Origin of the sequence: Cellulomonas sp. SLBN-39, from assembly GCF_006715865.1 — a bacterium.
GTDB lineage: Bacteria > Actinomycetota > Actinomycetes > Actinomycetales > Cellulomonadaceae > Cellulomonas.
In genome coordinates this window covers 295340-317227 of the sequence record NZ_VFOA01000001.1, presented here as the reverse complement: position 1 = coordinate 317227, position 21888 = coordinate 295340, and the positions used below count along the sequence as shown (strand labels likewise).

The 21888-nt window shown below is 71.7% G+C and carries 12 protein-coding genes and 3 rRNA genes; 10 read left to right on the top strand and 5 right to left on the bottom strand.

Features of this window, described 5'->3' with window-relative positions; all coding sequences use genetic code 11:
- The first annotated feature begins 41 nt into the window (after positions 1-41).
- From FBY24_RS01440 to FBY24_RS01425, 4 genes are read left to right on the top strand one after another with little or no spacing between them, the layout of a single operon-like run.
- Complete coding sequence (locus FBY24_RS01440; RefSeq protein ID WP_142157454.1) at positions 42-356, top strand: hypothetical protein; 315 nt, start codon at positions 42-44, stop codon at positions 354-356.
- Positions 353-1222, top strand: a complete 870-nt coding sequence (locus tag FBY24_RS01435) for an HAD family hydrolase (RefSeq protein ID WP_255432154.1) — start codon at positions 353-355, stop codon at positions 1220-1222. Before FBY24_RS01440 ends, FBY24_RS01435 begins: the two co-directional genes overlap by 4 nt.
- Positions 1223-1266: 44 nt before the next feature.
- The gene (locus FBY24_RS01430; protein ID WP_142157452.1) at positions 1267-2067 is read left to right on the top strand and encodes an alpha/beta hydrolase; all 801 of its coding nucleotides are present in this window, start codon (positions 1267-1269) and stop codon (positions 2065-2067) included.
- Positions 2064-2816, top strand: coding sequence for an alpha/beta fold hydrolase (locus tag FBY24_RS01425; RefSeq protein WP_142157450.1), 753 nt, complete (start codon positions 2064-2066; stop codon positions 2814-2816). The genes FBY24_RS01430 and FBY24_RS01425 overlap by 4 nt, the downstream gene beginning before the upstream one ends.
- Before the next feature lie 104 nt (positions 2817-2920).
- On the opposite strand, the gene FBY24_RS01420 is transcribed toward FBY24_RS01425, so the two are convergent.
- Positions 2921-3340, bottom strand: a complete 420-nt coding sequence (locus FBY24_RS01420) for a hypothetical protein (RefSeq protein ID WP_142157448.1) — start codon at positions 3338-3340, stop codon at positions 2921-2923.
- Between the two features lie 2 nt (positions 3341-3342).
- Complete coding sequence (locus FBY24_RS01415) at positions 3343-5703, bottom strand: hypothetical protein (RefSeq protein WP_255432153.1); 2361 nt, start codon at positions 5701-5703, stop codon at positions 3343-3345.
- A gap of 310 nt (positions 5704-6013) precedes the next feature.
- Here FBY24_RS01415 and FBY24_RS01410 point away from each other — a divergent pair, with 310 nt between their 5' ends.
- The 6 genes from FBY24_RS01410 (at position 6014) to rrf (ending at position 15767) form a co-directional block, all read left to right on the top strand.
- A complete protein-coding gene (locus FBY24_RS01410) occupies positions 6014-7777 on the top strand; it encodes a hypothetical protein (RefSeq protein ID WP_142157446.1) in 1764 nt (587 codons plus the stop codon).
- The gene (locus FBY24_RS01405; protein WP_142157443.1) at positions 7774-8796 is read left to right on the top strand and encodes a hypothetical protein; all 1023 of its coding nucleotides are present in this window, start codon (positions 7774-7776) and stop codon (positions 8794-8796) included. The genes FBY24_RS01410 and FBY24_RS01405 overlap by 4 nt, the downstream gene beginning before the upstream one ends.
- Before the next feature lie 72 nt (positions 8797-8868).
- On the top strand, positions 8869-9813 hold the full coding sequence (locus FBY24_RS01400) for a tetratricopeptide repeat protein (protein WP_142157441.1): 945 nt from the start codon (positions 8869-8871) through the stop codon (positions 9811-9813).
- 730 nt (positions 9814-10543) lie between these two features.
- Positions 10544-12064 (top strand): 16S ribosomal RNA (locus FBY24_RS01395).
- A 399-nt stretch (positions 12065-12463) separates the two neighbouring features.
- Positions 12464-15570, top strand: a 23S ribosomal RNA gene (locus FBY24_RS01390).
- Positions 15571-15650: 80 nt separating this feature from the next.
- A 5S ribosomal RNA gene (rrf, locus tag FBY24_RS01385) occupies positions 15651-15767 on the top strand.
- Together the 16S, 23S and 5S rRNA genes form the textbook arrangement of a ribosomal RNA operon.
- 272 nt (positions 15768-16039) lie before the next feature.
- On the opposite strand, the gene glgB is transcribed toward rrf, so the two are convergent.
- The 3 genes from glgB to FBY24_RS01370 all read right to left on the bottom strand — a co-directional run bounded on the left by glgB (position 16040) and on the right by FBY24_RS01370 (position 21877).
- A complete protein-coding gene (gene glgB / locus FBY24_RS01380) occupies positions 16040-18226 on the bottom strand; it encodes a 1,4-alpha-glucan branching protein GlgB (RefSeq protein ID WP_142157438.1) in 2187 nt (728 codons plus the stop codon).
- Positions 18227-18348: 122 nt separating this feature from the next.
- Positions 18349-19206 carry a LacI family DNA-binding transcriptional regulator gene (locus tag FBY24_RS01375; RefSeq protein WP_255432152.1) on the bottom strand — a complete coding sequence of 286 codons (858 nt, stop codon included), beginning with the start codon at positions 19204-19206 and terminating at the stop codon, positions 18349-18351.
- Positions 19207-19294: 88 nt separating this feature from the next.
- On the bottom strand, positions 19295-21877 hold the full coding sequence (locus FBY24_RS01370; RefSeq protein ID WP_142157436.1) for a glycoside hydrolase family 2 protein: 2583 nt from the start codon (positions 21875-21877) through the stop codon (positions 19295-19297).
- Between the last annotated feature and the right edge of the window lie 11 nt (positions 21878-21888).

Below are 21888 nucleotides of genomic sequence, written 5' to 3'. Positions count from 1 at the left end.
CCCGCGCGTCCCGGGGCCCGCCGCCGGGGGAAGATGGTGCCGTGCCCCGCAGCCGACGCTCCACCAAGCGCCCCTGGTCGGCCGAGCACGTCCCCCTCGAGGTCGACCGGGCCACCGGCGGCCGCCGCTGGGAGTCCGGCCCCGACGGGGAGTGGATCGTCCAGGCCGTCCGCGGCTCGGACCGCGAGTACCGCTGCCCCGGCTGCGACCAGCTCCTCGCCCCCGGCACCGGGCACGTCGTCGCGTGGCGCACCGACTCCTGGCGCGGCGACGGGCTCGACGAGCGCCGCCACTGGCACACCTCCTGCTGGCAGGCGCGCGGCCGGCGGTCACCCACCCGCAGGGCCGGCCCGTGAGCGCCGCACCGGGCCCCCTCGACCTGCCCCGCGCGCCCCGGCTCGTCGCCACCGACCTCGACGGCACCCTCCTGCGCACCGACGGCACCGTCTCGGCACGCACGGCCCGCGCCCTCGCGCGGGCCGAGGCCGCCGGCGTCCACGTCGTCTTCGTCACCGCCCGCCCGCACCGCTGGCTCGCCGACCTCGCGCCGCACGTCGCCGGTCACGGCGTCGCGCTGTGCGCCAACGGGGCGTCCGTCGTCGACGTGGCCACGCTGCGGGTGCTCGAGCAGCACGGCATGGGCCCCGACGTGGTCCGTGCCGTCGCCGCCGCCCTGCGGGCGCGCTGGGGGGCGGACCACGTGCACCTCGCCGTCGAGCGCGCCGACGGCTTCGCCGCCGAGCAGGGGTTCGTCGACAACCACCCGCGCCCCCGCGACGCACGGACCGCCGCCCGCGTCGAGGACCTCCTCGACGCGCCCGTGCTCAAGCTGCTCGTGCGCACCGACACCGAGCCCACCGCGGGGTGGGAGTTCGTCGCCGGTCTCACCGCGGCCGTCGGCGACCTCGCGGTCGTCGCGGACTCCGGCGCCCACGGCCTCGGCGAGATCAGCGGCCCGGGCGTCACCAAGGCCGCAGGCCTCGCCCGCTTCGCCGCGGACCGGGACGTGCCCGCCGCCGACGTGTGGGCCGTCGGGGACGCCCCCAACGACCTGCCGATGCTTGCCTGGGCCGGCGTCGCGTTCGCGGTGCGCAACGCCCACGCACCCGTCCTCGCCGCCGCCGACCACCACCTGCCCGCGAACGACGACGACGGCGTGGCCGTGCTCCTCGAGCACGCCGCCTCGCTCGCCGCGCCCGCCGCCTCCCGCGACCCCCGCTGACCCGACCTGCGGCGGCGCCCGTCCGCGGCCTAGGCTCGGCACCGATGAGCACCCACGCGGACCCCGCCGAACCGATCCGATCCCTCACCGTCCTGCCCGCCCACCGCGAGGACGTCGAGCTGCACACCGCGGACGGGCTCACCCTCGTCGGCGAGCTCGCCCTCCCGGTCGACGAGGCCGGGGCCCCGGTGCCGCCCGTGGCCACGCTCGTCACGCTGCACCCCCTGCCCACGCACGGCGGCTACATGGACTCCCACGTCTACCGCAAGGCCGCCTGGCGCCTGCCGGCGCTCGCGGGCCTGGCCGTGCTCCGCTTCAACACGCGGGGGACGTCGAGCCCGCGCGGCACGAGCGACGGCGCGTTCGACGGCGGGGACGGCGAGCGGTTCGACGTGCACGCCGCGATCGAGCTCGCGGAGTTCCGCGACCTGCCCCGGCGCTGGCTGGTGGGCTGGTCGTTCGGGACCGAGCTGGCGCTCATGCACGGTCGCGACCCGTCGGTCGAGGGCGCGATCCTGCTCTCGCCGCCCCTGCACCGCGCGACGGACGCCGACCTCGACGCGTGGGCGGCCTTCGGCAAGCCGCTGCTCGTGCTCGTGCCGGAGCTGGACGACTACCTGCGCCCGGACGAGGCGCGCCGTCGCTTCGCCCGGGTCCCGCAGGCGCAGGTCGTCGGCGTCGACGGCGCCAAGCACCTGTGGGTCGGGGAGACGGCGGTGCGGCGCGTCCTCGACGAGATCGTGGCGCGCGTCGCCCCCGGCCACCCCCTGCCCCTGCCGACCACGTGGGACGGTCCGTCGACGACGGCCGCCACCGGGCGCGACACCACGGAGGACGACGCATGACCCCCACCCCGCTGCTCCTCCTGCACGCCTTCCCGCTCGACCACCGGCTGTGGGACGACGTCGTCGCGGCGCTGCCGCCCGGGCAGCCGGTGGTCGCCCCCGACGTCCCCGACGCGGACGTGCTCGGCGGCCGGCCCTCGCTCGAGGACGCCGCCGACCGCGTGGCGGCGCAGCTGCACGCGGCGGGCCACGCGCGCGTCGTCGTGGCCGGGCTGTCGATGGGCGGGTACGTCGCCCTCGCCCTCGCGGAGCGTCACCCGGGGCTCGTCGCCGGGCTGGGGCTGCTGGACACCCGCTCGACGGCGGACGCGCCCGAGGCGGCCGCCCGCCGGCTGGCGACGGCCGACGCCGTCGACGCCGCCGGCTCCGTCGACCCGGTGCGCGGCGCGGTCGCCGGGCTGCTCGGCGGCACCACCCGGACCGGTCGCCCGCAGGTCGAGGAGCGCGTCGGCGCCTGGGTCGACGAGCAGCCGCCGGCGCGGGTGGCCTGGTCGCAGCGGGCCATGGCGTCTCGCCCCGACCGCACGCCGGTGCTGCGGGCCTTCGCGGGCCCGGTGCTCGTCGTCGTCGGCGCCGAGGACGAGGTGACCGGCCCCGAGCACGCGCAGCACATGGCGGCGGCGTCCGCGACGGCGCGGCTCGTGGTCGTGCCGGGGGCGGGCCACCTGACCGCGGTCGAGGCCCCGGCGCCGGTCGCCGCGGCGCTCGCCGAGCTCGTCGCGCGCACCGACGCGACCCCGCCTCGCTGACCTCACGGCCCGGCTGGTCGTGCGCCCCGCCGCCGACGTGGCGGTGCCCCGGCCGCACCCCGGCCGCGGCCGTGCGCCGACCGTCGCGGCCGCCGGGCCGACCGTCAGCCGCCCGCGAGCACCCGGGCGAGCGCGTCAGCCATGTCGATGGACTCGCCGTCCTTGCCGCCGGCCCCGATGACCAGGGGCGGCTCCTGCGGCGCCGGCTGCACGCCACGCAGGCGGGCGGCGAGGCTCGAGGGCGCGGTCAGCACGTAGAACTCCCCGTCGGTGCCGACCGCCACGGTGCGGTCCCGGCGCAGGTACCACCCGTGCAACGGGGTCCGGAAGCGTGCCCTGCCGTCGTAGCTGCGGGCATGCAGCGGCTCGGGGGCGACGCCCGCCGCGCGTGCGTCGTCCAGGAACGCCAGGATGAGCGCGCGGGCACGGTCCGACTCGGCGCGCTGCCGGGCGGCGAGCGCGTCGGCGTGGGCGACGGCCGCCTCGCGGCGCCGCTCACGCCACGCCGACGTGTCCTCGGCCACGGTCAGCGTGCGGTGCCGCTGGTCGACGGCTGCTCGTCGGTCGCGTCGTGACCTGTGGGGCCGTCGTCGGTCCCGGTGGCAGCTGCCTCGGGCGTCCCGCCGTCAGCCGGGGGCGTGGTCGCCGCGGTGTCGGCACCGTCGGTCCCGTCGGTCGCGGTCCGGGCCTCGTCGGGCTCGGCGTCCGCGTCCGTCGTGGTCGTGGGCTGCTCGGCCGGGCCCTGCTGCTGCTCCACGGCGGGGGAGGGCACCACCGCGACCGCGGCGGACACCGGTGCGGGCCGCGCCTTGCCGGCCCGTGCGGCCGGGCGGGCCGGTCGCGCCGGGGGCCGCTTGGCGGCGGCGGGCTGGGCGGCCGGGGTGGGTGCCGGGCGGTCCTGCTCCTCCTGAGCCGGGTCCTCCTGCGCCGGGCGCTGCTGCGCGGTGGCCTCCCGCACGCCGGTCTCCTGCACCGGGTTCTCCCGCACCGGGTTCTCCTGGGCCGGCGCGGACGCCTGCGTCTTCTCGAAGGCGGCCTCGATGCGGCCGGCCTTCTCCAGCGCGGCCCGGTCGGGGTTGGGGCCGAGCAGGTGCCGCAGCTCGTCGAGGTAGGACGTGATCGACTCGCGCTGGCGGTGCAGGTCCTCGACCTGGCGGGTCGCGTTCGTCCGCTCGCGCTCGGCCTCGGTCGTGGCGTCCGCGATCTGCTTCTCGGCGTGCTCGCGCGCCTCGGCGACCACCCGGTCGGCCGTGCGGCGGGCGGTGGCGACGAGCTCGGCGGCGTGCCGCTCGGCGTCGGTGCGCACCCGCTCGGCGTGCGCGAGCGCCTTCGCGACCCGCTCCTCGGCCTCCGCCGCGTGCGCCTCCGCGTCCCGGACGAGCGCCTCGGTCTCGAGGCGTGCGGCGTCGTGCCGCTCGGCGTCCTGGCGCTCGGCGGCCTCGTGCTGGGACGCGATCGCGAGCTCGGCGTCGGCGAGCTGCTGCTCGGCGCGGCGCACGATCTCCTCCGCGTGGGCGCGCGCCTGGCCGACGATCTCGCCGACCGCGCGTCGTGCCTCGGTGTGCAGGTGCTCGATCTCCAGGCGGGTGCGCTCGCGCAGCTCCGCCGTGTCGCGGTCGGCCGCGGCCCGCTGCTCGGCGGTCTCGCGCTCGGTGGTCTCGCGCAGCTCGTCGGTCTCGCGCACCGTCGACTCGCGCAGGTGCGCGGCCTCGTAGGCCGTGCGCTCGCGCAGCTGCGTGCTCACGCGCTCTGCGTCCGCCCGCAGCTCGGTCGCGTACTGCTCGGCCTCGGTGCGCAGCGCCGCGACGGACGCCTCCGAGTCGGCGCGCAGGCGGGCGACCTCGTCGGCGACGGCAGCCCGCATCTCGCCGGTCTCCCGCTCCGCGGTGGACCGCACGTACGCGGCGTACTGCTCGGACTCGGTCCGCAGCGCCGTGACCTCGGCGGCGACCCGCTGCTGCAGGGACGTCGCGTCGCGCTCGGCGGCGGAGCGGGTCGCGTCGGCGTAGTCGGCGGCCGCCGACCGCTGCGCGGTGGCCTCCTCGACGGCGGCCTGGCGCAGCGCGGCGGCCTCGGCCGCAGCCTCCGAGCGCACCCGGTGCGCGTACCGGTCGGCGTCGGTCCGCAGCTGGGCCGCCTCGTGCTCGGCACGCGTCCGCAGCTCGGTGGTGTCGCGGTCGACGCTCTGGCGCAGGTCCTGCGCGTAGCGCTCGACCTCCTCGCGCAGCGCGGTCGTCTCGGCCTCGGTGCGGGCCCGCAGATCGCTGGCCGTGCGCTCGGTCGCGATCCGCAGCTGCGTCGCCTCGTGCTCGACGGTCGCGCGCAGCGTGCCCAGCTCGCGCTCGAGCGAGGTGCGGCGCTCGCTCTCCTCGGTCTGCACGGCGCTCTGGATCCGGGCGGCCTCGCGCTCGGCGGAGCCGACGAGCTCCTCGGCGCGGCGCTGCGCGGCCAGCAGCGAGCTCTCGGCCTCGGCGTGGGCGGTGCTGCGCACCTCCTCGGCCTCGCGCCGGGCGTTGGCGAGCAGCTCGGACACCTCGCTCTCCGCCCGGGCGCGCAGCTGGCCCGCGGCGAGCTTGGCCCGGGCGAGCGCGTCGGCGGCCTGGGTGTTCGCCTGGGTGACGACGTCGGAGGACTGCTCCTCGGCAGACCGCAGGAGCTGCTCGATCCGTGATCCCAGCCCCGAGTAGGTGGGGCGCTCGGCCTCCCGCAGGAGGCGCTGCGCCTCGGACAGCTCGACGGAGGCCTGCATCTTCTCCGAGTCGAGCGCCTCGACCTTGGCCCGGGTGTCGGCGAGGGCCTGCTCGAGCGAGGAGATCCTGGCGTCGACGGCGTCACGGTCGTACCCGCGGAAGTTGACCACGGGGAACGGGGGCCGGGCTTCGGGCACGGGGGCAGTCCTCCTCGTCGGGGGGCCCGTCCGCCCGGGGTGCGGCAGGCGGTGGACGAGGTGGTCTCGACGTCGGTGCCCCGCTCGACAGGATACGCACGCAGCCCCGCCGTGAGGGTGCGACGCACGGGGTGTGGCGGCGTCGGGTCCGACCCGTGCAGGTCCTGCGACCTCGACGTATCCGTGCGGACGGACCCCGGGCGGGCGGGCAGCCTGGCACCCTTCACCGTGCCGTCCGACGACCGACCCGGTTCGGACGGCACGGACACCTCTGCCTATCCTGGGTCGTTCGCTCCCGAGAGGACTCTGCGTGCGCAAGCGACTGCTCTACGCCGCGATCGGGGTGGTCGGGCTCGTCCTCGCCGCCCTGGGCGTCGCCTCGGCGACCGTGTGGCGGGCCGACGACGTGCTCGTGGCCACCGCCACCGCCGACGAGCACACCGTGATCACCGACGCGGGCGTGCTCGAGATGGCCGGTGACGCCGTCACCGTCCGGGCCACCGCGGGGTCCGCCGACCCCGTGACGCTGGTCGTCGGCCGTGACACCGACGTGCTCGGCTGGGTGGGCGAGGACCCCCACCAGCGGGTGTCCGGCCTCGACGGGTGGCACGAGCTGCGGCTCGACACGCCCGCGGCCGACCCGACCGCTGCCGCCACCGACGCCGCCACGGCTGCCGCCACCGACGGGGCCACCCAGCCCCCGGCCGAGGACGCGACGGCGGCCGCCGACGAGGCCGCCGAGGGCGAGGCCGCGGACGAGCCCACGGCCGTCGACCCGGCGGGTTCCGACATGTGGGTCCTCGAGGCGACGGGGGAGGGGTCCGCCGAGCTCGAGTGGACGGTCCAGGCCGAGGGCCGCTGGAGCGTCATGGCGGTCAGCACCGGTGCGACCCCGCCGACGATCTCGCTGGCCTGGCCGCAGACGGTGACGACCCCCTGGCTGTGGCCGGCCGCGGGAGCCGGTGCGCTGCTGGTCGCGCTGAGCCTCCTTCTCCTCATGCGGGACGTGCTGCGGGCGCGTCGGGGCGACGGCTCGGGGTGGACCGCCGTGGCGACGGGCTCGACGCCCGTGGTCGAGGCCGGTGCCGTGCCCGCCGGCCTGACCCGCCGCCAGATGCGTGAGCTGCAAGCCGGCGGCCGCCCGGGCACCCAGTCCCTGCCCGTCGTCCCGACCGTCGTCCGTGCCGCCCCCGAGCCGGTGGTCGTGCCCGGCCGTTCCGACGCGGGCTCGTCGGCTCCCGATCGCGCCGCGGCGTCCGACGCACCGGACGCCGCGGGCGCGGGCGGGCGTCGGAGCCGGCGCGCGTCCGGGCAGGGGGACGCGCCCCCGCGTCGTCCGGGCCTGCGGTCGCTGGGCCGCCGTGGCGCGACGCCCGAGCAGCCCGCCCCGGCCTCCGAGGCCCCGCCCGCCGCGGCTGCGGGCGCGCCAGGACCACGTGGCACGGCGGGGACGCCGTCGCCCTCCCGGGGGCGTGGCGAGGAGCGCGTGCCGTCGACCCCCGGTGCGCCGACCGGCTCCGGACCTCGGCCTGCGTGGCTCGCGGACCGTGGTCCCGCCCCGTCGCCCGGCCCGGCGCACCCCTCCGCCTCCGCACCGGGTGACCCGGCTCCCGGCCGTGGACAGGGTCCGACGACCTCGGCGTGGGGGCCTCGTCCGTCGACCTCCTCGCAGGCCCCCACGGCCGCGGGACCGACGCGGGGCCCCGGTCCCGCGGCGCCCGGCCGCGCCGTCCCACCCCGGCCCGGTGCGCCGGTGGGGACGGTCCCGCCGGCGGGCCCGGGTCCCTCGGGAGCGCGGTCCCCCGGTGGTCCGGCCGGTCCCGGCACGCCTGCCGGCCGGGCGGGGAGCCAGGCACGTCCCGGCTGGGCCCCGACGCCCCCGGCGCCGGACGCGTCGGGCCGCGCCCCGCGCCCCGACGTGGACGGTCCCCCTCCGGGTGGACGTCCGCGCCCGGCGTGGTCGCGCGGCGAGGACGCCGACGGTGACGCGGGCTCGCGGGCCGACGCGTGGCGTCGCGCGTGGGGCATGCCGCCCGTCCCCGGCACCGACGACACCCGTGAGGAGGACCGATGAGCACCACGACCCGACAGCCCCGACGTGTTCGCCGGGGCGCGACCGCGTTCGTCGCGGCCGCCGGTGCGGTCGCGCTCGTCGCGGGCTGCGGCGCGCCGCTGCCGGCGCCCGCTCCGGACCCGGTCGGCGCGGTCCCCCCGCCGGTGCTGGGCGCCGCCCAGACAGAACGCGTGCTGACCTCCTTGGGCGAGGTCCTGGCGACGGCGGACGAGAGTCGCGACGCCGCCGCCCTCGACGCGAGGGTCTTCGGTCCGGCCAAGGCGATCCGCCGCGCGGAGTACGTGTGGCAGACGGCGTCGAACGGCGAGCGGACCCCGACCTCGCTGCCCGTCGAGGGTCAGGCGGTGATCACTCCGGAGTCCGACACCTGGCCGCGGACGCAGCTGGTCGTCACCGAGCAGCCGGACGACCTGCAGGCCCCTCGCATCCTGGTCCTCCACCAGTCGGAGCCGCGGACGCAGTACCGGCTGTGGGGCTGGGCGCGCCTGCTCCCGGGCGCACAGATGCCGCTGACCGCGGCGACCGAGGAGGGCAGCCCTGTCCTCGCGGGCGACGACGACTCGCTCCTCGTGCCCCCGGCCGAGGTCGGCGCCCGGTACGCGGACGTCCTGTCGAAGGGGGACGAGTCGGAGTACGCGGCGTCCTTCGCGGCTGACGGGTTCCGCGAGGCTGTGCAGGAGGCGAGGACCGCGACGCAGGGTGCGGTCGACGGTGCGGGGACGCTCACCGAGACGTACACCCCGTCCGAGGCCCCGGTGGTCGCGCTCGGGACCGTCGACGGGGGCGCCCTCGTGGTCCAGGAGATGTCGACGACGTCGACCGTCACCCTCACGGTCGACGGCGGGACGATCCCCATCGAGCCGTTCTACGCGGAGCTCGCCGGAGCCACCGAGGCGTCGACGAGCTTCACGCGCAAGTTCACCGACGTCCTCGTGATGTACGTCCCCCCGGCGGGGAGCGACGCCCAGGTCCAGGTCCTCGCCGCCGAGCACGCCGTCACGGACGCCGAGGCCCAGTGATCCGGCGGTCCGTCGCCGGAGCAGCACGCGCGGGCGTCGCCCGCGTCATCGTCTGACCAGGAGGAGCTCGTGATGTCGCAGCAGTCGTCGCCCCCGCAGGGCCCCCGGCTGGACGTGCGCGGCGCCGTGGACCTGTCCACGCTCGCCCGTCCCAGCACACCGGCACCCGGGGAGCCGGGCGGGCTGGGTGCAGCCGGCGGGTACGTGCGCGACGTGGACCAGTCGTCGTTCGGCGAGGTCGTCCAGGCCTCGACCGAGCACCCCGTGGTGGTGGTCCTCTGGGCCCCGTGGAGCGAGGCGAGCCAGCAGGTCGCCGCCCAGCTGGCTCGTGAGGCGGAGGCGGACGCCGGCCGGTGGCTGCTCGCACGCGTGGACGCCGACGCCAACCCGCAGGTCGCGGCGGCCTTCCAGTCGCAGTCCGTGCCGACGGTCGTCGCGGTGCTCGCCGGTCAGCCGCTCCCGCTCTTCCAGGGGCAGCCGGCGGCCGAGCAGGTCCGTGGTGTGCTCGACCAGCTGCTCGCCGCTGCCGAGGCCAACGGCATCACCGGCCGCGTGGCAGCGGCTCCCGCCGCGCCCACCGACCCGGAGCCGCAGGAGCCCGCGCTCCCGCCCCTGCACCAGGCCGCGTACGACGCGATCGAGCGGGACGACCTGCCGGCGGCACGCGAGGCGTACGAGCAGGCGTTGCGCGAGAACCCGCGCGACGCGATGGCGCGGGCCGGTCTGGCCCAGGTCGAGCTCATGATCCGTACCGCGGCTGCCGACCCGCGCGCCGTCCGTGACGCGGGTGCCGCTCTCCCGGACGACGTCGACGCGCAGCTCGCGGTCGCCGACCTCGACGTCTTCGCCGGCGCCGTGGAGGACGGGTTCGCGCGGCTGATCGAGGTCGTCCGCCGCACGGCGGGGCCGGAGCGCGAGCGGGTCCGGGAGCGGCTGGTGCAGCTGTTCGAGGTCGTCGGCACCGACGACCCCCGGGTCGCTGCCGCCCGCCGTGCCCTCGCGGGTGCTCTCTTCTGACCGTCCTCGACGTCTCCTCGGGGCGCTGACCAGACGCTTCGCGAGGCGCTCGGACGTCGCTGGGACGGACCGCGAGGTGCGTGACCACGGTCACGCACCTCGCGGTTTGCACGTCCGGCAGCCCGTGGGTAATGTTCTCCAGGCCCGCCCGGCAGGGAGGAACGGACACCGAGGTGATCTTCGGTGGTCGGTCCCGCGGAGCAGGGCCATCCCGTGTGTTGGTCATCTTGGCGCTGTGTGCGTCGGGGTGTAGTGTGCGGGGCCGCAGTTCGGTGGTTGTCGGGTCGCTTCGGTGGTTCGGTGGGTTCCGGGTTGTGGGGTAGTTTTTGTTCGAGATTCTCGCTGGTTTGTTTTTCTGGTTCGGCTGTGAGGCTGGGGCGGGGAAATGAATGGTGTAGGGTTGAGAACGACGCCGGAAGGGCGGATGAGTGGTTCTGGATCGGGTGAATGCCTGGTTCGGGAATGCGAGTCGGTCTGGTAGGGTGGAGCACGAACGAAGAGAAGCCTCCAGTGAGAGCCGCAAGGTTTGAGTGGATGCGCGTCTGTTCCTTGAGAACTCAACAGTGTGCCAAGTAGTCGATGCCATGATTGTGGTATCGAATCTGGGTCAGCTCGCACCCCCGTGTGAGTGGCTCAGGTAGGTGCCAGTTTCTGGCCCTGGCTGTATGGCTGGGGCTTCTTTGTGGTGTCTGTTGCTCGCTGGGTTCGCCTGGTGGGTGGCTGTTTGACATTAACGGAGAGTTTGATTCTGGCTCAGGACGAACGCTGGCGGCGTGCTTAACACATGCAAGTCGAACGGTGACGACCAGCTTGCTGGTCTGATCAGTGGCGAACGGGTGAGTAACACGTGAGCAACCTGCCCTTCACTCTGGGATAAGCCTTGGAAACGAGGTCTAATACCGGATATGAGACGCACCGGCATCGGTAGTGTCTGGAAAGATTTATCGGTGAGGGATGGGCTCGCGGCCTATCAGCTTGTTGGTGGGGTGATGGCCTACCAAGGCGACGACGGGTAGCCGGCCTGAGAGGGCGACCGGCCACACTGGGACTGAGACACGGCCCAGACTCCTACGGGAGGCAGCAGTGGGGAATATTGCACAATGGGCGCAAGCCTGATGCAGCGACGCCGCGTGAGGGATGACGGCCTTCGGGTTGTAAACCTCTTTCAGCAGGGAAGAAGCGCAAGTGACGGTACCTGCAGAAGAAGCGCCGGCTAACTACGTGCCAGCAGCCGCGGTAATACGTAGGGCGCAAGCGTTGTCCGGAATTATTGGGCGTAAAGAGCTCGTAGGCGGTTTGTCGCGTCTGCTGTGAAATCCTCAGGCTCAACCTGGGGCTTGCAGTGGGTACGGGCAGACTAGAGTGCGGTAGGGGTGACTGGAATTCCTGGTGTAGCGGTGGAATGCGCAGATATCAGGAGGAACACCGATGGCGAAGGCAGGTCACTGGGCCGCAACTGACGCTGAGGAGCGAAAGCATGGGGAGCGAACAGGATTAGATACCCTGGTAGTCCATGCCGTAAACGTTGGGCACTAGGTGTGGGGCTCATTCCACGAGTTCCGTGCCGCAGCAAACGCATTAAGTGCCCCGCCTGGGGAGTACGGCCGCAAGGCTAAAACTCAAAGAAATTGACGGGGGCCCGCACAAGCGGCGGAGCATGCGGATTAATTCGATGCAACGCGAAGAACCTTACCAAGGCTTGACATGCACCGGTAACACTCAGAGATGGGTGCCCCGCAAGGTCGGTGTACAGGTGGTGCATGGTTGTCGTCAGCTCGTGTCGTGAGATGTTGGGTTAAGTCCCGCAACGAGCGCAACCCTCGTCCCATGTTGCCAGCGGGTTATGCCGGGGACTCATGGGAGACTGCCGGGGTCAACTCGGAGGAAGGTGGGGATGACGTCAAATCATCATGCCCCTTATGTCTTGGGCTTCACGCATGCTACAATGGCCGGTACAAAGGGCTGCGATACCGCGAGGTGGAGCGAATCCCAAAAAGCCGGTCTCAGTTCGGATTGGGGTCTGCAACTCGACCCCATGAAGTCGGAGTCGCTAGTAATCGCAGATCAGCAACGCTGCGGTGAATACGTTCCCGGGCCTTGTACACACCGCCCGTCAAGTCATGAAAGTCGGTAACACCCGAAGCCGGTGGCCCAACCCTTGTGGGGGGAGCCGTCGAAGGTGGGACTGGCGATTAGGACTAAGTCGTAACAAGGTAGCCGTACCGGAAGGTGCGGCTGGATCACCTCCTTTCTAAGGAGCATCTGGCAGCTGGCGTGCCCTGTCGTGGGGTGCGGGTGGTTGTCCAGGCCCATGCCCTGGCCGTTCGTGTCAGGGGTGGTGCTCACGGGTGGAACATCGACTACGGCCGGCTTTGTGCTGGTGGGGCTGCTGAGTACGCCTGCTGTTCGTGTCCTTCGGGGTGCGGGTGGTGGGGAGGGAAAGGTGAGGTTCTGCTGGTGGGGTCGGCCTGGCACGCTGTTGGGTCCTGAGGGAGCAGCCGTTGTGGTTGTGTCTTTCAGGTCGGGACTGTCTGGTCCGGATGAACCGCTTGTCTCCTTCGGGGGGTGGGTAGGCGCCGGGGTCTGGGTGGTGACCGGTGGTTGCTTGAGAACTGCACAGTGGACGCGAGCATCTTTGAATGATCTTTGTGGTCAAGTTTATAAGGGCACAGGGTGGATGCCTTGGCACCAGGAGCCGAAGAAGGACGTAGTAGCCTGCGATAAGCCTCGGGGAGTTGGCAAACGAACCGTGATCCGAGGATGTCCGAATGGGGAAACCCCGCCGCAGTCATGTGCGGTGACCCTCACCTGAATATATAGGGTGAGTGGAGGGAACGCCGGGAAGTGAAACATCTCAGTACCGGCAGGAAGAGATATTCCGTGAGTAGTGGCGAGCGAAAGCGGATCAGGCCAAACCGTGCGTGTGTGATAGCCGGCAGGCGTTGCGCGTACGGGGTTGTGGGACCTTTCGGTCAGCTCTGCCGAGCTGGCGAGGAGTCAGAAAATCGCGTCATAGTCGAAGGGCATTGAAAGGCCCGGCATAGAGGGTGGTACCCCCGTAGACGAAATGGCGTGGTCTCCTGAAGGGGATCCCAAGTAGCTCCGGGCCCGAGAAACCCGGAGTGAATCTGCACAGACCACTGTGTAAGCCTAAATACTACCTGGTGACCGATAGCGGACAAGTACCGTGAGGGAAAGGTGAAAAGTACCCCGGGAGGGGAGTGAAATAGTACCTGAAACCGTGTGCCTACAATCCGTCGGAGCCTCCCTAGCAGGGGTGACGGCGTGCCTTTTGAAGAATGAGCCTGCGAGTTAGTGGTACGTGGCAAGGTTAACCCGTGTGGGGAAGCCGTAGCGAAAGCGAGTCCGAATAGGGCGTTTGTAGTCGCGTGCTCTAGACCCGAAGCGAAGTGATCTAGCCATGGGCAGGGTGAAGCGCGGGTAAGACCGCGTGGAGGCCCGAACCCACCAGGGTTGAAAACCTGGGGGATGACCTGTGGTTAGGGGTGAAAGGCCAATCAAACTTCGTGATAGCTGGTTCTCCCCGAAATGCATTTAGGTGCAGCGTCACGCGTTTCTTGCCGGAGGTAGAGCTACTGGATAGCCGATGGGCCCCACCAGGTTACTGACGTTAGCCAAACTCCGAATGCCGGTAAGCCAGAGCGTGGCAGTGAGACTGCGGGGGATAAGCTCCGTAGTCGAGAGGGAAACAGCCCAGACCACCAGCTAAGGCCCCTAAGCGTGTGCTAAGTGGGAAAGGATGTGGAGTTGCACAGACAACCAGGAGGTTGGCTTAGAAGCAGCCACCCTTGAAAGAGTGCGTAATAGCTCACTGGTCAAGTGATTCCGCGCCGACAATGTAGCGGGGCTCAAGCACACCGCCGAAGCTGTGGCATTCACACTCGTGACAAGCCTTCGTGGTTCAGTCGTGTGGATGGGTAGGGGAGCGTCGTGTGGGCAGTGAAGCTGCGGGGTGACCCAGTGGTGGAGCCTACACGAGTGAGAATGCAGGCATGAGTAGCGAATGACGGGTGAGAAACCCGTCCGCCGAATGACCAAGGGTTCCAGGGCCAGGCTAATCCGCCCTGGGTAAGTCGGGACCTAAGGCGAGGCCGACAGGCGTAGTCGATGGACAACGGGTTGATATTCCCGTACCGGCGAAGAACCGCCCATACCGAGCCCGGTGATGCTAACCGTCCGAGCTGGTTCATCGTTCCTTCGGGGACACCGAGCCAGGGAGCACGGGACCCGATCCCGTAGTAGGTAAGCGTATTAACAGGGGTGACGCAGGAAGGTAGCCCAGCGTGGCGATGGTAGTCCACGTCCAAGGTTGTAGGGCGAGGTGTAGGCAAATCCGCACCTTGTATGCCTGAGAACTGACGGGTACCGCGTATGCGGGAAATGGGTGATCCTATGCTGCCAAGAAAAGCCTCGACGCGAGGTTCTAGCCGCCCGTACCCCAAACCGACTCAGGTGGTCAGGTAGAGAATACCAAGGCGATCGAGAGAATCGTGGTTAAGGAACTCGGCAAAATGCCCCCGTAACTTCGGGAGAAGGGGGGCCTGAAGCGTGAACCGGCTTGCCCGGGGCAGCGTGGATGGCCGCAGAGACCAGGGAGAAGCGACTGTTTACTAAAAACACAGGTCCGTGCGAAGTCGCAAGACGATGTATACGGACTGACGCCTGCCCGGTGCTGGAAGGTTAAGAGGACGGGTTAGCCGCAAGGCGAAGCTCAGAATTTAAGCCCCAGTAAACGGCGGTGGTAACTATAACCATCCTAAGGTAGCGAAATTCCTTGTCGGGTAAGTTCCGACCTGCACGAATGGCGTAACGACTTCTCCGCTGTCTCAACCGCGAACTCGGCGAAATTGCACTACGAGTAAAGATGCTCGTTACGCGCAGCAGGACGGAAAGACCCCGGGACCTTTACTATAGCTTGGTATTGGTGTTCGGTGCGGCTTGTGTAGGATAGGTGGGAGACTGTGAAGTCGGCACGCCAGTGTCGGTGGAGTCATCGTTGAAATACCACTCTGGTCGCTCTGGATATCTAACCTCGGTCCGTGATCCGGATCAGGGACAGTGCCTGGTGGGTAGTTTAACTGGGGCGGTTGCCTCCTAAAATGTAACGGAGGCGCTCAAAGGTTCCCTCAGCCTGGTTGGCAATCAGGTGGCGAGTGCAAGTGCACAAGGGAGCTTGACTGTGAGACTGACAGGTCGAGCAGGGACGAAAGTCGGAACTAGTGATCCGGCGGTGGCTTGTGGAAGCGCCGTCGCTCAACGGATAAAAGGTACCCCGGGGATAACAGGCTGATCTTGCCCAAGAGTCCATATCGACGGCATGGTTTGGCACCTCGATGTCGGCTCGTCGCATCCTGGGGCTGGAGTAGGTCCCAAGGGTTGGGCTGTTCGCCCATTAAAGCGGTACGCGAGCTGGGTTTAGAACGTCGTGAGACAGTTCGGTCCCTATCCGCTGCGCGCGCAGGAAACTTGAGAAGGGCTGTCCCTAGTACGAGAGGACCGGGACGGACGAACCTCTGGTGTGCCAGTTGTTCCGCCAGGAGCACGGCTGGTTGGCTACGTTCGGGAGGGATAACCGCTGAAAGCATCTAAGCGGGAAGCCTGCTTCAAGATGAGGTTTCCATGCCCCTTGTGGGTGAGAGGCTCCCAGCAGAACACTGGGTTGATAGGCCGGACGTGGAAGGCAGGACTAACGACTGCCGTAGCTGACCGGTACTAATAAGCCGATGACTTGACTATCATCATTCTTTGCGACGCGTCCACTGTGCGGTTCCCGGGTCACCAACGGCTTCATTGCCTGTGGTTGAGCTCGACAGTGTTACGGCGGTCATAGCGAAGGGGAAACGCCCGGTCCCATTCCGAACCCGGAAGCTAAGCCCTTCAGCGCCGATGGTACTGCACCCGCCAGGGTGTGGGAGAGTAGGACGCCGCCGGACAATTTTCCCAGGAAGGCCCACCCGTTCGCGGGTGGGCCTTTCTGTGTTGGGTTGGGGATGCGTGTGGGGGTGTGTCCTGGTTCGTGGTGGGGAGATCCGGTTCGTGCTTGTGCGCCTCATGGTCGCGCGGATGAGTGCACGGCGCCGGGGCAGGACCGGGCCCAGTCCAGTGCTGCTGGGGGCGAGCAGCAGGCTGCGCTGAGTCGGGGCGCGAGAGGGCGGTGCTCCCGAGGCCGCCGGATGCTGCCCCGGGAGCACGTCCTGCCGTCGCGTCAGTCCTCGTGGACCAGGACCAGTGCCCCGAGCGGGGGGACGCGGACCGCGGCTGACCACGGGCGCGAGTAGTGCGGCTGGGCCTCGGCGTGGACGACACCGGCGTTGTCGACACCTGATCCGCCGTACCGTGCGGCGTCGGTGTTGAGCGCCTCGACCCATCGGCCGCCGCGGGGGAGCGCGAGTCGGTAGCCCTCGTGCGGGACGCCGGCGAAGTTCACGACGACCACGACGTCGGGGTTTCCCTCTTGCCCCTTGCGCAGGTAGGCGAGCAGGTTGAGGTCGGCCTCGTCCGAGGCGATCCACTCGAAGCCGTCGGGGGTGTGATCGAGCTCCCAGAGCGCCGGGGTGGACGTGTAGAGGGCGTTGAGGTCGGCGACCAGCTTCTGCACGCCGCTGTGCAGCGGGTCCTGCGTGCTGCCCCAGTCGAGGGACCGCGCCTCGGCCCACTCGGTGCGCTGCGCGAACTCCTGGCCCATGAAGAGCAGCTGCTTGCCGGGGTGCGTCCACTGGTAGGCCAGGAGGCTCCGGACGCCGGCGACCTTCTGCCACGCGTCCCCGGGCATGCGCTCGTACAGGGAGCCCTTGCCGTGCACGACCTCGTCGTGGCTGATGGGGAGCACGTAGTGCTCCGAGTACGCGTACACCATCGAGAACGTGACCTCGTGGTGGTGGTAGCGGCGGTTGATGGGCTCCTCGCGCAGGTAGCGCAGGGTGTCGTTCATCCACCCCATGTTCCACTTGAGACCGAACCCGAGCCCGTCCGCGCTCGTGGGGGCGGTGACGCCCGGCCAGGCGGTCGACTCCTCGGCGATCATCATGGTGCCGGGCGCGCGGCGGTACGCCGTGGCGTTGGTCTCCTGGAGGAACGCGATCGCCTCGAGGTTCTCGCGGCCGCCGTACGCGTTGGGGCGCCACTGCCCCGGCTGGCGGGAGTAGTCGAGGTAGAGCATGGAGGCGACGGCGTCCACGCGCAGCCCGTCGACGTGGAACTCCTGCAGCCAGTAGACGGCGTTGGCGACGAGGAAGTTGCGCACCTCGTTGCGCCCGAAGTTGAACACGTACGTGCCCCAGTCGGGGTGCTCGCCGAGGAGCGGGTCCGGGTGCTCGTACAGGGGCGTGCCGTCGAACTGCGCGAGCGACCACTCGTCCTTGGGGAAGTGGGCGGGCACCCAGTCGACGATGACGCCGACGCCGGCGCGGTGGAGGCAGTCCACGAGGTACCGGAAGTCGTCGGGGTGGCCGAAGCGTGACGTGGGCGCGTAGTACGAGGAGACCTGGTAGCCCCACGACCCGCCGAAGGGGTGCTCCGCGACGGGGAGCAGCTCGACGTGGGTGAACCCCAGCTCGGTGACGTACGCGGTCAGCTGGTGCGCGAGGTCCCGGTACGACAGGCCCTGGCGCCACGACCCGAGGTGCACCTCGTAGACGCTGACGGGCCGGCGGTGCGGGTCGGTCGACGCGCGTGCGTCCATCCAGGCGCGGTCGCCCCACGTGTACGCGGACTCCACGACGACCGACGCGGTCGCGGGCGGGATCTCGGTGCCCTTCGCGACGGGATCGGCCTTCTGCCGCCAGGACCCGTCCGGGCCGAGGATCTCGAACTTGTAGCGTGCGCCGGCGCGGACACCGGGTGCGAAGACCTCCCAGATGCCGCTGTCCCCGAGCGAGCGCATGGCGTGGGTCGCGCCCTGCCAGTGGTTGAAGTCGCCGACCACGCGCACCGCGCGGGCGTTCGGCGCCCATACGGCGAAGGACGTGCCGGTGACGTCGCCGAGCACGCTCGGGTACGTCCGCACGTTGGCGCCGAGGACCTCCCACAGCTGTTCGTGCCGGCCCTCGCGGACGAGGTGGCGGTCCAGCTCCTGGACGGTCGGCAGGAAGCGGTACGGGTCGTCGACGAGCGACGCCCAGCCGTCGTAGGTGACCTCGACGCGGTAGTCGGGCACCGTGGTGCCCGGCAGGACCGCGGCCCAGATGCCGTGCTGCTCGTGGACGGCGTCCGTGCGGCCGCCGTCGGTGACCACGACCACGCGCTCGGCGAAGGGGCGCAGCGTGCGGACCGTCACCCCCCCGGGGCCGGGGTGCGGTCCGAGCACCGCGTGCGGGTCGAAGTGCGTGCCGGCCGCGACGGCACCCAGGGTGTCGGCGTCGACGTGCACAGGAGACGGCGCGTCCGCATTCATGTGCCTACCCAACCACTGCCCGGGCGTCCGCGCAGGTGATCGCGGCCCGTGGCGGCCCGTCGGACCCCGGTGGGCGTCGTCGGGAGGCGACTCGCACGTCCGACCCGTCGGTGGTCGGGCGCTCAGGTCGCCGGTCGTGCGGGGCGGGCGGTGCTCCCGCGGGCGACGAGGCGGGGGAGCGGCGCCGTCGACGTGGTCGGCCGCCCGGACGCGAGCAGGTTCAGGACGGCGGTCGCGACCTGGGTGCCCAGGGCATGGACGTCGAGGCTCATGGCCGACAGCGGGGGGTGGGCGAGACGGCACAGCGCCGAGTCGTCCCACGCCAGCAGCGACACGTCGCGCGGCACGTCGAGGTTCAGCTCGTTCGCCACCCCGAGGGCGGCCAGGGCCATGACGTCGTTGTCGAACACGATGGCCGACGGCGGGCCGCCCCGCCCCAGGAGGGTGCGGGCGGCACGGGTGCCGGACTCCTCCGCGTAGTCGCCCTCGACGACCACGCCGTGCACGCCGAGCGCCGCGCACTCCTCGACGAACGCCGCGGTGCGGGCGACGGTGTGGGCCAGGCGGCGCGGGCCCGAGACGCGCCCGACGGTGGTGTGGCCCAGCCCGACGAGGTAGCCGACGGCGTCGCGCATGGCCTGGTCGTTGTCGATCCAGACGTGGGCGACGCCCGGCACGGCGCGTTCCGGGCCGCCGACCACGACCGTCGGGATCGCGAGCTCCCGCAGGACGTCGAGCCGCGGGTCGTCGACGACGAGGTTGACGAGCACGACCGCGTCGACCATGCCACCGGCACCCCAGCGTCGGTAGGCGGCGATCTCGGCCTCGTGGTCCGGGACGACGTGCAGCAGCAGCGAGCGGCCGTCGACGGACAACGTCTCCTCGATGCCGCCGATGAGCTCCATGAAGAACGGCTCGAGGCCGAGCATCCGCGCCGGGCGGGCGAGGACCAGGCCGATGGCGTCCGTGCCCTGCGTCACGCGGGCCAGCGTACCGGTGCGCCGGCCCGCGACCCCCGCAGCCGCCATGACCCCCGCGGCCGCCGCGACCCCCGCGGCGGCGCGGGGGTCAGCCGCGCGCGGCCGCGGCACCCGACGTCGTGGCGTCCACGGCGCCGACGGGCCGGCGCAGGTCGTTGGCGGTCCGCAGGACCGGCGACCGGACGAGGGCGGCGACGTCGAGCGGCTGCGTGGTGCTGACGCGGAACGTCGCGCGTGCCCCGGCCGGCAGCGTCACGAGGGCGTCGTCGACGCGCGCGTCCGGGTCGAGACGGTCGACGAGCAGCGTGACGTCCTTCGCGAGCGTCGTCGCGGTGACCTCGACGTCGTAGCCGCCGGCCACGGGCTGCACGCGCGCCACGACCGGCTCGGGGTCGAGCGCGAGGTCGACGTCCTCGACCCAGCAGTGCACGGCCCGGGCGTGGTCGAGGCGGACGACCAGCACCTCCTCGCGCGGGTCCGCCGGCACGCGCAGGTCGGCCGGCAGGGCGAAGGAGCCCGTGGACCACGCGCCGACGGTCAGGGGCAGGTCGGCCGACGCGCGGACCGTGCCGTCGAGGCGCTGCCGCTCCAGACGGGCGACGCCCTGCCAGAGGTTCGCCGTGTCGTTGGCGACGACGAGGGTCTCGCGGCCGTCCCGGGGCTGGACGGTGACGGTGCGCTGGGCGAAGGCGGCACGCATCGCGAACCACAGCGGCTTGCGGCGGCCGTCGCCGTCGACCGCGGCCCACGACGTCACGGGCCAGCAGTCGTTGAGCTGCCAGACGATCGCGCCGGCCGTCACCGGCCACCAGGACCGGTAGTGCTCGACGGCGAAGCGGATCGCGCGGGCCTGGTTGAGCTGGGCCGCCCAGAGCCAGTCCGTGAAGTCCTCCGGGACCCCGACGTGGGGGGCCATCCCGCGGTCGAGCTTGCCGTTGCCGTCCTCGGCCTTCTGGTGCAGGAGGAAGGTGGGGTGCTCCTTGCCGGCGACCGTGCCGTCGTCGTCGCGGACCGCGCGGGCGAGCGTCGCCCACGCGGGCGGGCCCTGGAAGCCGAACTCCGAGCAGAACCGGGGGACCTCGTCCCTGTACGCGGTGTAGTCGATGCGGTTCCACACCTCCCACTGGTGGTGCGAGCCGTGGTCCGGGTCGTTGGGGTGGACCTCGTCGAGGGCCGCCCCCGGGGCGCACGGGCTGTTGGCGCACCACGGCCGGGTCGGGTCGAGCTCGGCCACGACGGCGGGGAGCAGCTCGGTCGCGTAGCGCAGGCCCCAGGTGCGGCCGTCGAGCTCGTCGCGCCAGCCCCAGTCGAGGAAGCCCCAGAGGTTCTCGTTCCCGCCGTTCCACAGGACCAGCGAGGGGTGCGGCGTCAGCCGGGCGACGTGCTCGCGCAGCTCGGCCTCGATCTCGCCCGCGAGGGGCTCCTCCTCCGGGTACGCGGCGCACGCGAGGAGGGCGTCCTGCCACACGAGCAGACCCCGCTCGTCGCACAGCTCGTAGAAGTCGTCGGACTCGTAGATCCCGCCGCCCCAGACCCGCAGGAGGTTCAGGTGGGCGCCGAGCGCGTGGTCGACGGCGGTCGCGTACCGGTCCCGGGTCAGCCGGGTGAGCAGGTGGTCGTCGGGGATCCAGTTGGCGCCCTTGACGAACACCGGCCTGCCGTTGACCCGGAGCGTGAAGGCCGAGCCGTGGTCGTCGGGCTCGGTGTCGAGCTCGACGGTGCGGAAGCCGATGCGCCGCTGCCACGTCCCCAGGGCGGGCCCGCGGCCGTGCGGTGCCGAGGCGTCCGCGTCGAGGACGTGCAGCTCCACGACGAGGTCGTGCAGCGGCTGCGACCCGTGCCCGACGGGCCACCACAGCGGGGCGTGCGGCACCTCCAGGTGCACGTGGGTGCGGGACCCGCCGGCGGGGACGACGCCGACCGCCTCGACGCCCGCGACCCGGGCGCGGACCGCGAGGGCGACGTCGCCGCCGGGCAGGCCCGAGCGCTCCACGTCGACGACGACCTCGACCGTGCCCGTCCCGTCGGGCTCCACGCGGACGAGGGGCCGGACCGACGCGAGGCGCGCGACGCGCCACCGGTGCACCAGCACGGGCTTCCACAGGCCGGCGGTCTGCAGGTCGGGGCCCCAGTCCCAGCCGAACGAGCAGGCCATCTTGCGGACCATGTTGAAGGGCTGGGGGTAGGCGAGGGGGCGGGCGCCGAGCCGCTCGGCCTCCCGCTCGGCGTGCTCCAGCGCGGAGGCGATCTCGACCCGCAGCCTCGACGGCCCGTGGCCGACACGGTCGCGGACGTCGACGCGGTAGGTGCGGTGCATGTTCGCGGAGCGCAGCACCACGTCACCGTCGAGGAGGACGGTGGCCACCGTGTCGACCCCTTCGAGGACGAGGTCGACGCGCTCGTCCTCGTCGGCGGGGGACTCGTCGAGGGTGCGGTCGTAGGCCCACGCGGCCCGCTTCATCCAGGCGAGGCGCTGCTCGTTGTCGTCCAGGTACGGGTCCGGGATCAGGCCGGCGTCGAGCAGGTGGGTGTGGGACGTCCCGGGGACGGTGGCGGGCAGCCCCGCGCGCAGGCGCTCGGCGAGCGCGTCGGGCAGGTCGCCCGCGGTGGCGGTGAACGTCCAGCCGTCGTCGAGGACGTGCGTGCTGGGCTGGTGGTCCGTGCGGTGCATGGGTGCTGCTC